Source organism: Roseateles sp. PN1 (assembly GCF_038419725.1).
GTDB lineage: Bacteria > Pseudomonadota > Gammaproteobacteria > Burkholderiales > Burkholderiaceae_C > Paucibacter_A.
Genome location: NZ_JBCARA010000017.1, coordinates 1 through 16,171, shown reverse-complemented (window position 1 = coordinate 16,171; position 16,171 = coordinate 1). Strand labels below are relative to the sequence as shown.

Annotated in this window: 16 protein-coding genes; 11 read left to right on the top strand and 5 right to left on the bottom strand. The window is 61.8% G+C overall.

Translation table 11 applies throughout. From position 1 onward, the window contains the following. Window positions 1-325 precede the first annotated feature (325 nt). The 11 genes from AABB87_RS20950 (at window position 326) to AABB87_RS20900 (ending at window position 12,951) form a co-directional block, all read left to right on the top strand. Window positions 326-1,963 (top strand): 3-(methylthio)propionyl-CoA ligase, encoded by a 1,638-nt coding sequence (locus AABB87_RS20950; protein ID WP_445944896.1) that lies wholly within the window; start codon window positions 326-328, stop codon window positions 1,961-1,963. A gap of 49 nt (window positions 1,964-2,012) precedes the next feature. Next, window positions 2,013-3,254: a branched-chain amino acid ABC transporter substrate-binding protein gene (locus AABB87_RS20945; protein ID WP_341973248.1), complete on the top strand. Its 1,242-nt coding sequence runs from the start codon at window positions 2,013-2,015 to the stop codon at window positions 3,252-3,254. A gap of 225 nt (window positions 3,255-3,479) precedes the next feature. Continuing rightward, complete coding sequence (locus AABB87_RS20940; protein WP_445944895.1) at window positions 3,480-4,439, top strand: branched-chain amino acid ABC transporter permease; 960 nt, start codon at window positions 3,480-3,482, stop codon at window positions 4,437-4,439. A gap of 4 nt (window positions 4,440-4,443) precedes the next feature. Further along, entirely contained in the window at window positions 4,444-5,739 is a 1,296-nt protein-coding gene (locus AABB87_RS20935) for a branched-chain amino acid ABC transporter permease (RefSeq protein ID WP_341973246.1), read from the top strand. Continuing rightward, window positions 5,736-6,539, top strand: coding sequence for an ABC transporter ATP-binding protein (locus tag AABB87_RS20930; RefSeq protein ID WP_341973245.1), 804 nt, complete (start codon window positions 5,736-5,738; stop codon window positions 6,537-6,539). Before AABB87_RS20935 ends, AABB87_RS20930 begins: the two co-directional genes overlap by 4 nt. Window positions 6,540-6,600: 61 nt before the next feature. Beyond that, on the top strand, window positions 6,601-7,311 hold the full coding sequence (locus AABB87_RS20925) for an ABC transporter ATP-binding protein (protein ID WP_058722056.1): 711 nt from the start codon (window positions 6,601-6,603) through the stop codon (window positions 7,309-7,311). A 454-nt stretch (window positions 7,312-7,765) separates the two neighbouring features. After that, on the top strand, window positions 7,766-8,815 hold the full coding sequence (locus tag AABB87_RS20920; protein WP_341973244.1) for an ABC transporter substrate-binding protein: 1,050 nt from the start codon (window positions 7,766-7,768) through the stop codon (window positions 8,813-8,815). Continuing rightward, window positions 8,815-9,642, top strand: a complete 828-nt coding sequence (locus tag AABB87_RS20915) for an ABC transporter ATP-binding protein (RefSeq protein ID WP_341973243.1) — start codon at window positions 8,815-8,817, stop codon at window positions 9,640-9,642. The genes AABB87_RS20920 and AABB87_RS20915 overlap by 1 nt, the downstream gene beginning before the upstream one ends. Continuing rightward, window positions 9,639-10,421, top strand: a complete 783-nt coding sequence (locus AABB87_RS20910; RefSeq protein ID WP_341973242.1) for an ABC transporter permease — start codon at window positions 9,639-9,641, stop codon at window positions 10,419-10,421. Before AABB87_RS20915 ends, AABB87_RS20910 begins: the two co-directional genes overlap by 4 nt. A 56-nt stretch (window positions 10,422-10,477) precedes the next feature. Continuing rightward, a complete protein-coding gene (locus tag AABB87_RS20905) occupies window positions 10,478-11,452 on the top strand; it encodes a porin (RefSeq protein ID WP_341973241.1) in 975 nt (324 codons plus the stop codon). 497 nt (window positions 11,453-11,949) lie between these two features. Then, window positions 11,950-12,951 (top strand): sensor domain-containing diguanylate cyclase, encoded by a 1,002-nt coding sequence (locus tag AABB87_RS20900; protein ID WP_341973240.1) that lies wholly within the window; start codon window positions 11,950-11,952, stop codon window positions 12,949-12,951. Between the two features lie 55 nt (window positions 12,952-13,006). Here the strand turns inward: AABB87_RS20900 and AABB87_RS20895 are convergent, their stop codons facing one another. From AABB87_RS20895 to AABB87_RS20875, 5 genes are all read right to left on the bottom strand, one after another. Continuing rightward, the gene (locus AABB87_RS20895) at window positions 13,007-13,951 is read right to left on the bottom strand and encodes a DMT family transporter (RefSeq protein WP_341973239.1); all 945 of its coding nucleotides are present in this window, start codon (window positions 13,949-13,951) and stop codon (window positions 13,007-13,009) included. A gap of 136 nt (window positions 13,952-14,087) precedes the next feature. After that, a complete protein-coding gene (locus AABB87_RS20890) occupies window positions 14,088-14,537 on the bottom strand; it encodes a hypothetical protein (protein ID WP_341973238.1) in 450 nt (149 codons plus the stop codon). 111 nt (window positions 14,538-14,648) lie between these two features. Further along, window positions 14,649-14,918, bottom strand: a complete 270-nt coding sequence (locus AABB87_RS20885; RefSeq protein ID WP_341973237.1) for a hypothetical protein — start codon at window positions 14,916-14,918, stop codon at window positions 14,649-14,651. Window positions 14,919-14,976: 58 nt separating this feature from the next. Further along, complete coding sequence (locus tag AABB87_RS20880; protein ID WP_341973236.1) at window positions 14,977-15,363, bottom strand: hypothetical protein; 387 nt, start codon at window positions 15,361-15,363, stop codon at window positions 14,977-14,979. 122 nt (window positions 15,364-15,485) lie between these two features. After that, entirely contained in the window at window positions 15,486-16,091 is a 606-nt protein-coding gene (locus AABB87_RS20875) for a hypothetical protein (RefSeq protein WP_341973235.1), read from the bottom strand. Between the last annotated feature and the right edge of the window lie 80 nt (window positions 16,092-16,171).

Sequence of the window (16,171 nt, the reverse complement as noted above, 5' to 3'; positions counted from 1 at the left end):
GCTGCAGCTGTCTGTGACAGCGTTGCCCCGGGCCGAGCTGGCGGGTCCAAGGCCCAAGTGAAGGCCCGCGCCTGAGCTCAAGCCCAAGGGCGTGGTGTGTGATTGCGGGCGCAGTGTAGCCAGCGCGTCTTTTCCTTAATGAGTACAAGGGCGTCTTGCGCCGGTGAATACCCCTAGAGGGCTTGCCCTCGGGGTGTAACGCGGGTGACTATCCAAGCTGGCAAGCGTGCCTTAGTCTGCGCCAAGTCCTGCACAAGAGCGCTTCAAGCGACGACAAGGCAGCGTGAGAGTGACGACAACATTCAGGAGACGAAACGTGGCTTTGATGGGGCAGATGATGGCAATGCCCTTGCTGATTTCTTCGCTGATCAAGCATGCCGCCAGGCATGCCGGCGAGACAGAGATTGTCAGCAAGCGGGTCGAGGGAGATATACATCGCTACACCTGGGCCTCGGCCGAGCGGCGTTCCCGCCAATTGGCACAGGCCTTGGCCCGCTTGGGCTGTGAGCCCGGCGACCGGGTGGCCACGCTGGCCTGGAATGGTTACCGGCATTTGGAGATCTATTACGGCAGCTCGGGCTCGCAGCTGGTGTGTCACACCATCAATCCGCGCCTGTTCCCCGAGCAGATCGCCTGGATTGCCAATGATGCGCAAGACCGCATCCTGTGCTTTGACCTCAACTTGCTGCCCCTGGTGGAGAAGCTGGCGCCCGAGCTGAGCAGCGTGCAGCACTTCATCGCGATGACGGACCGCGCCCACATGCCCGCACAGACTAGCCTGCCCGGCCTGCTCTGCTACGACGAGCTGCTGGACGCCGAAGACGCCGCCTATGTCTGGCCCGAGTTCGACGAGAACACCGCTTGCAGCATTTGCTACACCTCGGGCACGACTGGCCACCCCAAGGGCGCCGTTTACAGCCACCGCTCGACGCTCCTGCACACCTACGCCTCGGCCCTGCCGGATGCGCTGGATTGCTCGGCGCGTGATGTCATCTTGCCGGTGGTGCCGATGTTCCACGTCAACGCCTGGGGCTTGCCCTATAGCTGCGCGCTGATCGGCTGCAAGCTGGTGCTGCCCGGGCCGCATCTCGATGGCAAATCGCTGTACGAATTATTCGAGTCCGAGAAGGTCAGCTTCAGCGCCGGCGTGCCCACGGTGTGGCTGGGCTTGCTCAATTACGTCAAGGCCAATGCGCTGAAGTTCAGTACCTTCAAGCGTACGGTGATCGGTGGCTCGGCCTGCCCGCCGGCCATGATGAAGACCCTGCAAGACGATTACGGGGTGGAAGTCATTCATGCCTGGGGCATGACCGAGCTGTCACCCATCGGCACGCTGGCCAAGCTCACTACCCGCCAGCTGGAATTGCCCAAAGACAAGCAGCAACGCTTGCTGGAGAAGCAGGGCAAGGTGGTCTACGGCATCGATATGGCCATTGCCGACGATCAGGGCCGCGCCTTGCCCTGGGACGGCGTGGCTTTTGGCAATCTGCTGGTGCGCGGCCAGTGGGTGATCAATCAGTATTACGGCCAGACCACTTCGCCGCTGGTGACGCTGGACGGCGAGCCGGGCTGGTTCCCCACCGGGGACGTGGCCACCATTGACCCCGACGGCTTTATGCAGATTACCGACCGCAGCAAGGACGTGATCAAGTCCGGCGGCGAGTGGATCAGCTCCATCGAGTTGGAGAACGTCGCCATGGCTCACCCCGATGTGGCCGAGGCCGCGGTGATCGCCTGCGTCCACCCCAAATGGGACGAGCGGCCGCTGCTGGTGGTGATTAAAAAGGCCGGCACCGAGTTGACCCGCGAAGGCTTGCTGGCGTTTTTTGACGGCCGCATCCCTAAGTGGCAGGTCCCGGACGACGTGGTTTTTGTGAACGAAATTCCGCACACCGCCACCGGCAAGATTCAAAAACTTGCCCTACGCCAGCAGTTCAAAGACTACCGCCTGCCCGGAGTCTGACAACACCGTTTTCCCCCTGTTCAAGCCCGAGACAAAAAAGGAGACATCGATGACACAGCCCAAGCATCTCTTGCGCAGCAGCCTGATCGCTAGCTTGCTGGCCGCCTCTGCCTTCGCCGCCCACGCCCAGAAGGGCGAGACGGTGAAGATCGCGCTGATCGACCCGCTCTCGGGCCTGATGGGGCCGGTGGGCCAAAACCAGGCCAAGAGCTTCCAGTTCTTTGCCGAGAAGTTCAATGCCAGCAACCCAGCGGGCGTGAAGTTCGAGATCTTGTCCATCGACAACAAGCTCAGCCCGGTCGAGTCGCTGAATGCCTTGAAGTCCGCCATTGACCAGGGCGTGCGCTACGTCGCCCAGGGCAATGGCTCGGGCGTGGCGCTGGCGCTGATTGACGCGATCAACAAGCACAACGAACGCAATCCCGGCAAAGAGGTGCTGTTCCTCAACCACTCGGCCGTGGATCCGGACCTGACCAATAGCAAGTGCAGCTTCTGGCACTTCCGCATGGACGCCGACACCTCGATGAAGATGGAGGCCATCACCACCTTCTTGAAGGACCAGCCGGATGTGAAGAAGGTCTTCCTGCTGAACCAGAACTATGCCCACGGCCACCAAGTGGCCAAGTACGCCAAGGAGTTGCTGGCGAGCAAGCGGCCCGATGTTCAGATCGTTGGTGAAGACCTGCACCCCATCGCTCAGGTGCGCGACTTCGCGCCCTATGTGGCCAAGATCAAGGCCAGCGGCGCCGACACGGTGATCACCGGCAACTGGGGCTCTGACCTGTCGCTGCTGATCAAGGCCGCCAACGAGTCGGGCTACAACGGCAAGTTCTACACCTACTACGCCGGTGTCACCGGCACGCCCTCGGCCATGGGCGCCACGGGCGCCGGCCGGGTCTACCAGGTGGCTTACAACCACTACAACATGGGCGGCCAGATGGGCAAGTGGATGAGCGAGTTCCAGACCCGCTTCAAGGACGACTTCTACACCGGCAGCGTGATTCACATCTACACCTTGCTGGGCTCGGCCATGGCCAAGGCCAAGAGCACCGATCCGGCCAAGGTGGCGCTGGCCATGGAAGGACTGCGGGTCAATAGCTTTGGTGGCGAGGTGGAGATGCGCAAGACCGACCACCAATTGCAGCAGCCGCTCTATATCTCGGTCTGGCAGAAGGCCGATGCCAAGTTCCCCTATTCGCCCGAGGGCACGGGCTACACCATGGCACCGGTGAAGACCTTTGAGTCTTATGTGTCGAGCACGCCCACCTCGTGCCAGATGAAGCGGCCTTGAGGTTTTTAGGCTTTCGCTGAGTGCGTGAACCGAGCTGCAGCCTGTGAATCAGGCTGACCGGGAGTAGGGCTGTCCGCCCCACACCCAGCTCGGCACGTTTGCTGCCGCCGGCTCACGCTACGGTGAGCCGTGCAGGCAGCTTGTCCAACCCATTGCAAAGATCAAGTCTTGGACCAAATCCTCATCAATCTGCTCAACGGCCTGTCCTCAGGGCTGCTGCTGTTCATGCTCAGCTCGGGGCTGACGCTGATCTTCAGCATGATGGGCGTGCTCAATTTCGCCCATGCCAGCTTCTATATGTTGGGGGCTTATATCGCCTACAGCCTCGTTGGCGTGCTGGGCTTTTGGCCGGCGCTCGTCCTAGCACCTTTGCTGGTGGGAGTCTTGGGCGCAGGATTCGAGCGCCTGGCGCTGCGCCGGGTGCACAAATTCGGCCATGTGGCGGAGCTGCTCATCACCTTCGGCCTGTCCTATGTGGTGCTGGAGTTGGTGCAGCTGATCTGGGGGCGTTTGGCCGTGCCGTTCACGCCGCCGGCCACCCTGCAGGGCTCGGCCTTCACGATTGTTCAGCATCCGCTGCAAGGCCTGTCCCTGGTCTGGGGCGCGGCGCCGGCGCAGCTGTGTTCGGGCGCGGCCTGTTCCAACTTCCCGTTGACGCGGCTGTTCATGATGGTCGTGGCGCTGTTGATGTTGCTGGCCCTGTGGCTGCTGCTAACGCGCACCCGCATCGGCTTGGTGATTCAGGCCGCGCTGACGCATCCGGAGATGGTGGAAGCCCTGGGGCATAACGTACCGCGTGTGCTGATGCTGGTCTTCGGCAGTGGTTGCGCCTTGGCGGCGCTGGCTGGGGTGATTGGCGGCATCACCTTTGTGACCGAGCCGAATATGGCGGTCATCGTCGGCTCCATCATCTTTGTGGTGGTGGTGGTGGGCGGGGTGGGGTCTTTGGCGGGGGCTTTTGTCGGCTCTTTGCTGATCGGCTTGCTGCAGACCTTGCCGTTAACGGTGGACGGCTCGCTGGCCAGCTTGTTCACGAGCTGGGGCCTGGCCGTGGGGCCGACGACGTTCGGCTATCCGATTCTGAAACTGAGCATGGCCCAGGTGGCGCCCATCTTGCCGTATTTGCTGATGGTGCTGATCCTGATTTTCCGCCCCAAGGGCCTGTTGGGCACGCGAGACGACTAAGAGCATGGGGACCCCTAAACCTTTTCATTTCAAACCGATCAACTTCGGTCGCTGGCTGGTTTGGAGCTTGTACGCCCTGGCCTTGCTGCTGGCGCCCTTGCTGTGGACCAGCGGCCTGGCGCAGACCATGCTCTCGCAGATCGGCATCGCCATCATTGCCTGCCTGGCCTACAACATCTTGCTGGGGCAGGGCGGCATGCTCAGCTTCGGTCATGCGGTGTACAGCGGCCTGGGCGCTTTCCTGACCATCCACTCCCTCAATCTGGTCAGCAGCGGCGCCTGGCAGCTGCCGGTCAGCTTGCTGCCGGTGATTGGCGGCCTGGCCGGTTTGGGCTTCGCGATGCTGTTCGGCTATGTGTCGACCAAGAAGTCAGGCACGCCTTTCGCGATGATCACGCTGGGCATTGGCGAGTTGATCTGGTCGATGTCGCTGATGCTGCCCGAGTTCTTCGGCGGTGAGGGCGGCGTGTCCGGCAACCGGGTGCTGGGCCAGGCGGTGTGGGGCATCAGCTTCGGGCCGCAGATCCAGGTCTACTACCTGATCGCCGTCTACTGCTTTGTTTGCACCGCGGCCATGTTTGCACTCACGCGCACGCCGCTGGGCCGCATGCTCAATGCCGTGCGCGATAACCCCGAGCGCGTCGAGTTCATCGGTTATGACACCCAGTGGGTGCGCTTCATGGCCTTCATGATCTCGGGCTTTTTCGCTGGCATCGCGGGCGGCTTGAGTGCGCTGAACTTTGAGATCGTTACCGCCGAAGTCGTCGGCGCGGCGCGCTCAGGCTCCTATCTGCTGTTCACCTTTCTGGGCGGTGCCACCTTCTTCTTCGGGCCTATCATCGGCGCGGTGCTGATGGTGGTGGCGCTGGTGCTGCTGTCAGAGCTGACCAAGGCCTGGCTGCTTTACCTGGGCCTGATCTTCGTTTTCATGGTGATGTATGCGCCGGGCGGTTTTGCCGGCCTGATCATGATGAATCTGCGCGTGGCGGCTTACGGCAAGCTGCGCCGGCTCTGGACGGCCTACCTGGCCCTGGCGGCAACGGCCTTGACGATTCTGGTCGGCGCTGCGGCCATGGTGGAGATGGTTTATCACCGCCAGATGAATGAGGCCATGGGTCCGCAGCTGCGCTTTCTGGGTGCCACGCTCAATAGCGGCCATGTTGATGCCTGGTTTGGCGCCGGTCTGGTGATGCTGCTGGGCCTGGGTTTGTTTGAGCTGACCCGGCGCCAGTTCAAGCGCGAGTGGGATGCCACACAGGAAGAGATCGAAAAAGAGATCAAGCGGAGGGAAGCGCTTTGAGCACAAACATCCCCACGGCGGGCCATGGCGGCCAGGGTGGCCCCTTTGCCCTGGAATTGCTGGACCTGCGCAAGCGTTTTGGCAAAACCGAGATCATTCGCGGCGCGCAGCTGCAGGTGCGGCCGGGCGAGCGGGTGGCCATCATCGGCCCCAATGGCGCCGGCAAGTCCACCTTGTTCAATCTGATCAGCGGCCGCTTTGCGCCCAGCGGCGGCGAGGTGCGCCTGCATGGCGCGCGCATTGACGGCCTCAAGCCCTACGAGATCAATCGCCGCGGCTTGGCGCGCAGCTTTCAGGTCTCGAACCTGTTCATGCGCTTGTCGGTGTTTGAGAACATCCGCTGCGCCGTGCTGTGGAGCCTGGGCTACCGCTATGCCTTCTGGAAGTTTCTGGCCGGCTTGGACGACGCCAATGATCGTGCCGAAGAGGTGATGGAGATGATCCGCCTCGATAAGCGCCGCGATGTGCTGGCGATGAACCTGACCTACGCCGAGGCGCGGGCGCTGGAAATCGGCATCACCATTGCCGGCGGCGCCAGCGTGATCTTGCTGGACGAGCCCACCGCCGGCATGAGCAAGAGCGAAACCCAGCGTTTCATCCAGCTGATCCGTGAAGTGACGGTGGGCAAGACCTTGCTGACGGTGGAGCACGATATGGGCGTGGTGTTCGGCCTGGCCGACAAGATCGCGGTGCTGGTCTACGGCGAGGTGATTGCCTTTGACACCCCCGACAAGGTACGCGCCAATGTGCAGGTGCAAGAGGCCTACCTGGGTTCGGTTCTGGCGGAGGCACACGCATGACAACGCTCACGCTCGCATTTTCAAATTCGCTGCAGGTGGCCGGAGGGGTTTTATGAGCGAGATGGGTCGCGCGCTGCAACTGCAAGACGTGCATGCGTTCTACGGCAAAAGCCATGTGCTGCATGGCGTGACCATGCGGGTCGAGCCGGGCGAGATCGTCAGCTTGCTTGGCCGCAATGGTTCGGGCCGCTCCACCACGGTCAAGACCATCATGGGCCAGGTCGATGCGCAAGGCTCGATCAAGTTTGGCGAGCGCGAGTTGCTGGGCCACAAGGCTTATGAGATCGCCCATTGGGGCCTGGCCTATGTGCCGGAGAACCGCGACATCTTCCCCAAGCTGACGGTGCATCAGAACCTGCTGCTGGGGCAAAAGTCAGGAAGCGCGAAGAAGAAGTCGCGCTGGGGCTTTGAGGATATGTACCGCATGTTCCCGCGCTTGAAAGAGCGCCAGCACACCGAGGCCGGCGTGCTCTCGGGCGGCGAGCAGCAGATGCTCACGCTATGCCGCAGCCTGATGGGCGACCCCGATCTGATCATGATCGACGAACCCACCGAAGGCCTGGCGCCCATGATTGTGGAGTTGGTGGCCGAGTACCTGAAGGCCTTGCGCGAACGCGGAATTGCCGTGCTGCTGGTGGAGCAAAAGCTGGCGATCGCGCTGGAGATCTCGCAGCGTTGCTATGTGATGGGCCACGGCCGCATCGTCTTCGAAGGCACACCGGCCGAGCTGCGCGGCAATAGCTATGTGCGCAAGGAGTGGCTGGAGGTCTAGCACTTATCCGGCCATAGAAGGGGTCGGCTGGCGGCCTATCTATCCCCAGGGCTGTGTTGCAGAGCCTCGCATTGCTGTCGGGTAGCAGGGTGGCTTGCGCCTTGCCCAGCACCCCCATGGCGTCGCCGCTTGCCGGACGACAGGCTTGCTGAATTGGCGTGCTTCCAGCTCTTGACAGGCCCAGTTCGCCTAGCTCGCCCCGCTTGCCCAAGTGCCTACGCGCTCAGCCGCGCGCTATGAGCGACGTCTAGGCTTGCGGCCTGACCCGCCGTGGGGCATCGGCGAAGCGCGCACCCCAGACTGGTGCCTCGCGCCCCGCCGTACGCACATCTGCGTGCGCCGGGCGCCTGCTTGCCTACGCATTTGCCCACACAGACGCACAAGCGCAGGGCGCAGCGCAATGGCACGGAGCTTGCAATCACGGAGTCAACGCCATTTGTTGACCGGAGACTCCATGATTGCCCGCCTCACCCGCCGCCCTTGGCTTCGCAACGCCGCTCTCGGCGCCACCCTCAGCTTGCTGGGCTCGCTGAGCCTGGCGCAGACGCCGATCAAGTTCCAGCTCGACTGGCGCTTCGAAGGGCCGTCGGCGCTGTTCCTGCAACCCATCGCCAAAGGCACCTTCAAGGCCGCCGGGCTCGATGTGCAGTTGGACGCCGGCAGCGGCTCCGGCGGGGCAGTGACCCGCGTGGCCTCGGGCTCCTACGACATGGGCTTTGCCGACCTGGCGGCGCTGATGGAGTTCCACGCCAACAACCCCGACGCGCCGAACAAGCCGGTTGCGGTGATGATGGTCTACAACAATACGCCGGCCGCGGTGCTAACTCTGAAGAAGGGCGGCATCAATACGGTCGGCCAGCTGGCCGGCAAGAAGCTGGGTGCGCCGGTGTTCGACGCCGGCCGCAAGGGCTTCCCCATCTTCGCCAAGGCCAACAAGATCGAGGGCGTCAGCTGGGTCAGCATGGATCCGCCGCTGCGCGAAACCATGCTGGTGCGCGGCGATGTCGATGCGATCACCGGCTTCTCTTTCACCTCGCTGCTGAACCTGGAAGCGCGCGGCATCAAGGCCGAAGAGGTGAACATATTTCCCTACCCGGACTATGGCGTGAAGCTGTATGGCAACGCCATCATCGCCAGCCCCAAGCTGATTAAGGAAAAGCCCGAGCTGATCAAGGCCTTCCTGAAGGCCTTCGCCCAGGGCGCCAAGGAGGTGATGGCCGATCCGGATGCGTCCATCGCCTTCGTCAAGCAGCGTGACGGCATCATCAACGAGGCGCTGGAGAAGCGCCGTCTGCGTCTGGCCATCGACGCCGTGGTGGCCAGCCCGGATGCCCGTGCCGAAGGTTTCGGCCAGGTGCTGGCACCACGTCTGGCCCTGATGGCCAGCCAGGTTTCTGACACCTATGCCACCAAGACGCGGGTGGTGCCCGAGGCGGTGTGGAACGGCAGCTTCCTGCCCAGCAAGGCCGAGTTGGACGTGCTGCCGGCGCTGAAGAAAAAGTGATGACAGACGCTGCTTTCGTCGAGTTCAAGCGCGTCTGGCTGGCCTATAACGAACAGCTGTGGGCTGAAGGCAAGTTTGCCGTCGAGGACATTTCGCTGACGCTCAAGCGCGGCGAATTCGCCGCCATCGTCGGCCCTTCCGGCTGTGGCAAGTCCACCTTCATGAAGCTGGCCACCGGCTTGAAGAAGCCCAGCCGCGGTGAGATCTTCGTTGACGGCCAGCCCGTCATCGGGCCGCTGAAGATCAGCGGCATGGCCTTCCAGGCGGCCTCGCTGCTGCCCTGGCGCACGACGCTGGCGAACGTGATGCTGCCGCTGGAAATCGTTGAGCCACACCGTAGCCAGCTGCGCGCCAAAAAGGCCGAGTACACCGAGCGTGCCCGCGCCTTGCTGGCCAGCGTGGGTTTGGCCGGTTATGAGGACAAGTTCCCCTGGCAGCTGTCGGGCGGCATGCAGCAGCGCGCCAGCATCTGCCGCGCGCTGATTCACGAGCCGCAGCTGCTGCTGCTGGACGAGCCCTTCGGCGCGCTGGATGCCTTCACGCGTGAAGAGCTGTGGTGCGCGCTACGGGACTTGCAGGCCGAGAAGGGCTTCAACGTGATTCTGGTGACGCATGATTTGCGCGAAAGCGTATTCCTGGCCGACACGGTCTATGTGATGAGCAAGAGCCCGGGGCGGCTGCTGCACAGGCGTGAGATCGAGCTGCCGCGGCCGCGCGAGTTGGAACTGACCTACACGCCCGAGTTCACCGAGATCGTGCACGAGTTGCGCAGCCATATCGGTGCCCTGCGGCATGTGGGCAAGCCCAGTGCGGAGGTGACCCAATGACCGGCCGCCGCGAACCCCATTTGCTGTTTCAGCGCTATGCCGCCTGGTTGCTGCTGCTGGCCATCGTGCTGCTGTGGCAGGTGTTGTGCAGCGCCTTGCAGGTCTCGGAATTCATCTTTCCCAGCCCGATGGCCATCGGGCAGGCGGTGGCCGAGCATCACAGCACCATCCTCGGCCATGCCTGGCGCACCTTCTGGGTCACGGTGGCGGGCTTTGGCATCGCCATCGTGGTGGGCGTGCTGCTGGGCTTCCTGATGGGCAGCTCGCAACTGGCCTACCGGGCGATGTATCCGCTGATGACCGGCTTCAACGCGCTGCCCAAGGCGGCCTTCGTGCCCATCTTGGTGGTGTGGTTCGGCATCGGCGTCGGGCCGGCCATCTTGACGGCCTTTTTGATCAGCTTCTTCCCCATCATGGTCAATATCGCCACCGGCCTGGCCACGTTGGAGCCCGAACTGGAGGATGTGCTGCGGGTGCTGGGTGCTAGGCGCTGGGATGTGCTGATGAAGATCGGCCTGCCGCGCTCCATGCCTTACTTCTTCGCTGCGCTGAAGGTGGCGATCACGCTGGCTTTCGTCGGCACCACGGTGTCCGAGATGACCGCCTCGAACGAGGGCATCGGCTATCTGCTGATTTCTGCTGGCGCGTCGATGCAGATGGGCCTGGCTTTCGCCGGCCTGGTGGTCGTCGGCGCGATGGCCATGCTTATGTATGAGCTGTTCGCCGTGCTGGAGCGCCGCCTGACCGGCTGGGCGCACCGCGGTGGCGAGAACCACTGAGCCCGCGCCGCAAATTTTCTGATCTCACCTCCCTCCATAAAAAAGGAACCCATCCGATGAAGACCTCCAACAAGATCGCCGCCGCTGCCATGCTGGCCCTGCTGGGCGCCGCCGCGCAGGCGCAGTCCAGTGTCACGCTCTATGGCTTGATGGACCTGAGCGTCGGCTCCTTCAAGGCCCCAGGCGGCCAGGCCATCACGAAGGCCGAAAGCGGCAGCATGACAACCAGCTACATCGGCTTCTCGGGCCGTGAAGACCTGGGCGGCGGTCTGACGGCCGGCTTCGCGATGGAGAGCTTTCTGCAGCCCGACGGCGGCACCGCAGGCCGCTTCAATGGCGACGCCATGTGGGCGCGCAATGCCTTTGCTAGCTTGTCCAGCCAGGAGCTGGGTACCCTCAAAATCGGCCGCAACACCACGCCGCTGTTCGTCAGCACGCTGTTGTTCAACGCCTTCGGCGACTCTTTCGGTTTCTCGCCGGCGATCCGCCACACCTTCACCAGCGGCACCGTCACTGGCGACTCCGGCTGGAGCGACTCGGTGCTTTACGTGGCACCGAAAATGGGCGGCTTCAGCGGCGGTGTGATCGCCGCTGCCGGTGAAGGCGCGGGCGGCCGCAACTGGGGTGTCAACGCCGGCTACGGCGCCGGTGGCTTCGCAGCCTCGGCCGTTTATCAAAAGGTGGCCAAGGGCGCGACGGTGGATGACACCGAAACGATGCAGGTGGCGGCCTCCTACGATTTCGGCGTCGCCAAGCTGTTCGGCCAATACAGCGATGTGGAGAACACCACCAGCAAGCGCGACTACAAGCTCGCCAATGTGGGTGTGGCCGTGCCGGTGGGCAGCGGCAAGCTGCTGGCGCAGTACGGCCGCATCTCGGCCTCGGCCGGCGCCGACCGCACGACCTTCACCGTCGGCTATGACTACTTGCTGTCCAAGCGCACCGACATCTATGCCGCCTACATGAGCGACAAACTGACGGGCTTGAGCAGTGGTGCCAGCTACGGCGCTGGCATCCGCCATCGCTTCTGAAGCGAAAGGCCACGGGGTACACCGGCCGAGCGCGCTGCAATAGCGATGCGCGCAAGGCGTGGCTCCAGGTCTAGCCGCGCCTGATCGGTGTTGGCTGGTGCAGGCTGAAGCTGGCCGCCGCAGGCCGGTGTCAGCAGGCGTACGCTTTGCGCACAATGCGAATCCGCATGTCTTCGCGTTGGCGCTGGGCCTTTTGTTGCTGGGGGTCTTGGTCGGCACCCCAGTTCTCCTCCCTTTGGCTGCCAAGGGAGATCAGGCGCTCGACATTGACGGGCGGGCAATTCTTGAGCGGCACTTGCTGATGCCCGCGCCGCGAGCCGCTTGGCGTTCCCCAGCGCCGACGCGAGCGAAATTTTCCACAGTGACGGCGCCGCCAGCACCCGGCAGGGACGAATGGAAGTCTCGGCTAGCCCTCCGCATGCGCCATACTTTGCTTTGTGCAGTTGACTTTCTCTTTCGAGAATGAGCGCCATGACATTGCAAAGGGAACACAGCCCATGAAGATGCCACGGGAAGAATTTCTACAAGTGGTCATGGAGGCAGCTGACTTGGACGTTTGGGAAAACGAGCTCGTCAGCGGCCGGGTCACCCGAAATGCCACCAAGGTCTATGCAGAACTCGGCTACACCGCGCAAGAGGTGGGCGACGTCATGGACAACATCTTCGCCATCGTTCACCCCGAGGATGTCGAGCGGATGAAACACGCGCTCAATGAGCACGCGAGCGGCAAGACGCCCAAATACCAATGCGAATTCAGGATTAAGGCGAAGTCGGGCGCTTGGGTTTGGTACGCCAACAGCGGAAAAATCATCGAGCGAGCGGGTCACCCGGAAGCCAAGCACTTGATCGGCGTCACCTACAACGTCCACGCCCGGCGCCAACAAGAGGAAGAGCTGAAACGCCTCAACCTCGAGCTGTCCGCTCAAAAAGCGCAACTGGAGCAGTTGAATGCCAGCCTGCATCACATGGCAATGACCGATGCCTTGACCCAACTCCCCAACCGCCGCCTGCTGATCGACCGCGTTAGCCACGCACTCTTTTGCGCCAAGAGAACTCAGCAGATCGGCGCGCTCTTGTTTCTGGATGCCGACAATTTCAAGGGCGTCAATGATCAATATGGTCACGAGGCGGGTGACTTGCTATTGAAGGAAATGGCCTCGCGCCTGCGGTCTGCGGTCAGAGAGGCCGACACGGTGGCGCGCATTTCAGGGGATGAGTTTGTGGTGATGCTGGAGAACCTCAGCTCCGATGCCGTCGAAGCCACAAAGAAAACGCGAGCCATCGCCGAGAAGATCTTGGCCTGTCTCGCCCAGCCCTATGTGCTTGGTGAGGCGCAGTGCACCACGACTGTCAGCATTGGCGCTACCTTGATGAACGAAGGGCACCAAGGCTTTGATGACCTGTGCCCCGCTGCTGACGCCGCCATGTACGAGGCAAAGAAAGCAGGGCGCAATACGTTTCAGATGTTCGAGCCGTCCATGCCGAGAGGATCGCTTTAGCCGACGGTTGAGCCCGTCGGGGCGCTGCAAGCTCGCTTGAGTCCGCGCTTTGCAATCAGTGTGTCGGCGCCTTGCCTGCCGCACGCTTACCCAGCACGAAGATGCTGAGCAAAAGCAGCACGCCACCGAACCACTGAGTGACGCCGAGGTGCTGGCCGAGCAGCAAGGTCGATAAAACGACGGCGGTCAGCGGTTCGAGCAGGGTCGCGACGGTCAAGGCCGTAGGCTTCAGGCGTGCAGCGCCCCAGCTGAAGGCAAGCAGGGCAAGTGCAGCGGTCACAACGCCTAAGTAAAGAAACCAAGCTTGTGGCGGCACATCGCTTGGCCACGCAAGCGGGCGATACAAGCCAAACAAGCCCATGGCAGCGGCAGCCACCACGGTCAGGCAAGTGGTGGCAGGACCAGCACCGAGCGCTACAGATATTCGTCCGCTGATCGTGGAGAAGCCTGCGTAGAGAAGTGCTGAGCCAATGGAAAAGGCGATGCCGAGTGTGATCCCGTTGGCCGAGCCATTGCTGCTTGCATGAGGGCCATGTTGGAGGACGATGAGCACCGTGCCGACGATCGCGCCCACGAGCACCAGCAGGAGTTGGAGGTCGGCGCGTTCCTGTCCACGAGCGACGGCAATCGCCGTGACGATCACCGGCGGCAGGCAAAGTGCAATCAAGGTCGGCACGGCCGCCCCCATTTGCTCAATGCCGAGGAACCAAAGTAGCACATAGCCCGCCATGGCGAGGCCCGCCATCAGCACGGTTCCCAGCAGCGGGCGCAGCCGGCCCCAAGAGATTTGCCTGCCGAAAACAGCCAGCAGTACGACGGCACCCACAAGGAAACGCCAGAACGAGATATTGGCCGGTGTGAACCCATGCTTCTCGACCAGCAAGTTCACAATTAGCGCGCCAGTGCCCCACAGGACGCCCGCGCCGCATGCAGCAAGAAAGGCCAAGCCAGTGCTTGACGATTGGGCTGGCGAAACGGACGCGGAAGTGGAAGTGGTCATGGCTTTTTGATGCCTATGGTTCTAGCGATGCAGCCCAAGGCGACAGGATGCCGGGGGGGCGAAAATGAAATGAGGTCCACAAGTTGCCCAGACCTTGCCAGCCTTGTCGAGCGAGCGCTGGCCAAGTTTGCGGGATTCACCAGCCTGGCAGCTTGAGTGATTGCCCTGGCGCGACTTCCGACCACTGGGCGGTGAGCGTCAAGATGAAGTCGCGGATCTCTGCGATCTCCCCCACGTGCAGCGGCAGCGGCTTGGACGCACGGGCATCGCAACTCACCGCGTACATGTCCAATATGGCCGCAGGATCGGTGGTCCAGCCCGACCAGCCATCCGCCTGCATCGCTTCCACCAGGCGCTCAACGCTTTCAGCTTCGTCGGATGGCGACATGGTGTAGCCAGGCACTTCACCCTGGACCACCTTGGCCAAGAAGCCGTTCCGGTTCAGCACCGACTCCACCGCGTAATGCACCATTTCATGCGGAATGATGCCTTGCTTGGGGCAGACAAGGGTCTCTGAAGAACCATCTGGCCGCGTGATCAGCAGAACGTCCTCACGCCCTGTGCCCTTCTTGAATTCGAATGCCATTGCAGCGACCTAATGCCAAATTTGAATGGTGCTAATGCGGGGAGTGGGAAATGGCTTGCGCTATCACGTTCGAGTTGGCGGAGATCCACTCGAGTGACCAGTGAGCGCGCCTCATGCCAATGCCGAAAATCCGGCAGCAGCCAAACAACCGATGGTAAGAACTGTCCATACCAACACGATATGAGATGGTTCGCCAAGTCCGTAGCGTCGGTTCAAGTTCTTTCGCCGAAGTTGTTCGCTCAGTGGGATGCCAAGCAATGACTCACCTCTTGTCTTCGCCTCGATTTCGTACGGAGCATCTTTGGATGACGAACTGAGACGCCAAGCATCTAAAGCCAGATACGAAAACAACGCAGCAAATAGAAGGAGCAAGATAGTCATTGCGCTCTAGCGCCTGAATTAACCCGGCCCGCGAAGCGGGTTCGGTTTGAATGAATTGTTAGGCCTCATCATATGGAAGTTCAGCTGGATCAACGCCGATGTAGTCTGGCTCGGGCATGGCCTGAAGGCGCACGGCCATGATCTCCGAGTGGCCATGCAGTATTGCCTTTGCCACGCGATGCATCCCATCCATAACTCGGCCGTCAGGCGAAAGGATGATTGGGTGGGCGAGGTCTGTAGCCATGACCAGTTGCATGTGCTCAATCAGGTCACGGCACGTAGGCGGCGGGTCTTCTGTGTCGTACCAGTACGACTCATCAACTTCCCGGATGTCAGAAAGCTGTACGGCACGGGGTTGAATGGCTTGAGTCAGACTAATTAAGCGATGAACATCCCAGGCGAGCAAGCCTTGTTCGCTTTTTCGAAAGTGGTACTGCTTGCGCATGCCGAGTGATGCCTAACGTTGAAGATAACCGGCCCGCAACGGCAGGACGCCGCAGGGCCAGAATGAAATGAGGCCCGAAGGCGGCATGCCGTTGCGGGTCCGGTTGAGCGAATGGTTAGGCCTCATTTTTTGCGCTTGCCAACCAGCACGACAACTGAAAGTAGCTTTGGACGAAGCGGCAACGGGTAATGCTGGTCCGGGTATGCCAGATGACAGAAGATGTCATGAACATACCGTTGAACCTGAACATAGTCCCCCTTCGCCTGCGAGAACAGCTTGAGAAAGTCAGTATTGCTGCGCCGTTGCAGACGTGATGCTGGATTTCCTATAGGGTTGGGAATCAACATGCCCCCAGCGGGCCCTATCGTCGGTGCGGTTGCCATGTGCGCCGCGTCATTCCGAATTTCTGCGAGTTTCCCGACGACAGCGATCACCCAGTTGATACTCCGATAGAGGCGAGTGGTTGGCGCCGCTCTAGTCTTTAGCAGAGCTTGGAGAGCACCAACCTGGCCTTTGTCAGAAGCGATTGAGAGCCAAATGGCCAAACCCGGATCTAGATCCTTCGGATCCACCAGTACTGAAAAAAGATCAGCTAGCGATGCTTGGGCTTGGTTGGCGGCCCAAACGAGTTCACCGATGGCAACGGCGTATTTTCGGATAGGCCCTCGCCAGACGCTCGGCGTGCGACGCTTCGGCTTCTGCGGAGGATGCGCGGGATTGCTCTTCATGAGGCCTAACAGTTAGCGTTTATCTGCCGCCGCACGGCGGTGACAGAACAACCCAATGCAGCCGGCGGCAGGTAAACCGT

Excerpts from the sequence above, each read along its gene's own strand:
- AABB87_RS20900 (WP_341973240.1), top strand. The coding sequence starts at position 11,950 with ATGAAGATGCCACGGGAAGAATTTCTACAAGTGGTCATGGAGGCAGCT.
- AABB87_RS20875 (WP_341973235.1), bottom strand. The coding sequence starts at position 16,091 with ATGAAGAGCAATCCCGCGCATCCTCCGCAGAAGCCGAAGCGTCGCACG.
- AABB87_RS20885 (WP_341973237.1), bottom strand. The coding sequence starts at position 14,918 with ATGACTATCTTGCTCCTTCTATTTGCTGCGTTGTTTTCGTATCTGGCT.
- AABB87_RS20950 (WP_445944896.1), top strand. The coding sequence starts at position 326 with ATGGGGCAGATGATGGCAATGCCCTTGCTGATTTCTTCGCTGATCAAG.
- AABB87_RS20940 (WP_445944895.1), top strand. The coding sequence starts at position 3,480 with ATGCTCAGCTCGGGGCTGACGCTGATCTTCAGCATGATGGGCGTGCTC.
- AABB87_RS20880 (WP_341973236.1), bottom strand. The coding sequence starts at position 15,363 with ATGCGCAAGCAGTACCACTTTCGAAAAAGCGAACAAGGCTTGCTCGCC.
- AABB87_RS20920 (WP_341973244.1), top strand. The coding sequence starts at position 7,766 with ATGATTGCCCGCCTCACCCGCCGCCCTTGGCTTCGCAACGCCGCTCTC.
- AABB87_RS20910 (WP_341973242.1), top strand. The coding sequence starts at position 9,639 with ATGACCGGCCGCCGCGAACCCCATTTGCTGTTTCAGCGCTATGCCGCC.
- AABB87_RS20915 (WP_341973243.1), top strand. The coding sequence starts at position 8,815 with ATGACAGACGCTGCTTTCGTCGAGTTCAAGCGCGTCTGGCTGGCCTAT.
- AABB87_RS20945 (WP_341973248.1), top strand. The coding sequence starts at position 2,013 with ATGACACAGCCCAAGCATCTCTTGCGCAGCAGCCTGATCGCTAGCTTG.
- AABB87_RS20925 (WP_058722056.1), top strand. The coding sequence starts at position 6,601 with ATGGGTCGCGCGCTGCAACTGCAAGACGTGCATGCGTTCTACGGCAAA.
- AABB87_RS20890 (WP_341973238.1), bottom strand. The coding sequence starts at position 14,537 with ATGGCATTCGAATTCAAGAAGGGCACAGGGCGTGAGGACGTTCTGCTG.
- AABB87_RS20905 (WP_341973241.1), top strand. The coding sequence starts at position 10,478 with ATGAAGACCTCCAACAAGATCGCCGCCGCTGCCATGCTGGCCCTGCTG.
- AABB87_RS20895 (WP_341973239.1), bottom strand. The coding sequence starts at position 13,951 with ATGACCACTTCCACTTCCGCGTCCGTTTCGCCAGCCCAATCGTCAAGC.
- AABB87_RS20935 (WP_341973246.1), top strand. The coding sequence starts at position 4,444 with ATGGGGACCCCTAAACCTTTTCATTTCAAACCGATCAACTTCGGTCGC.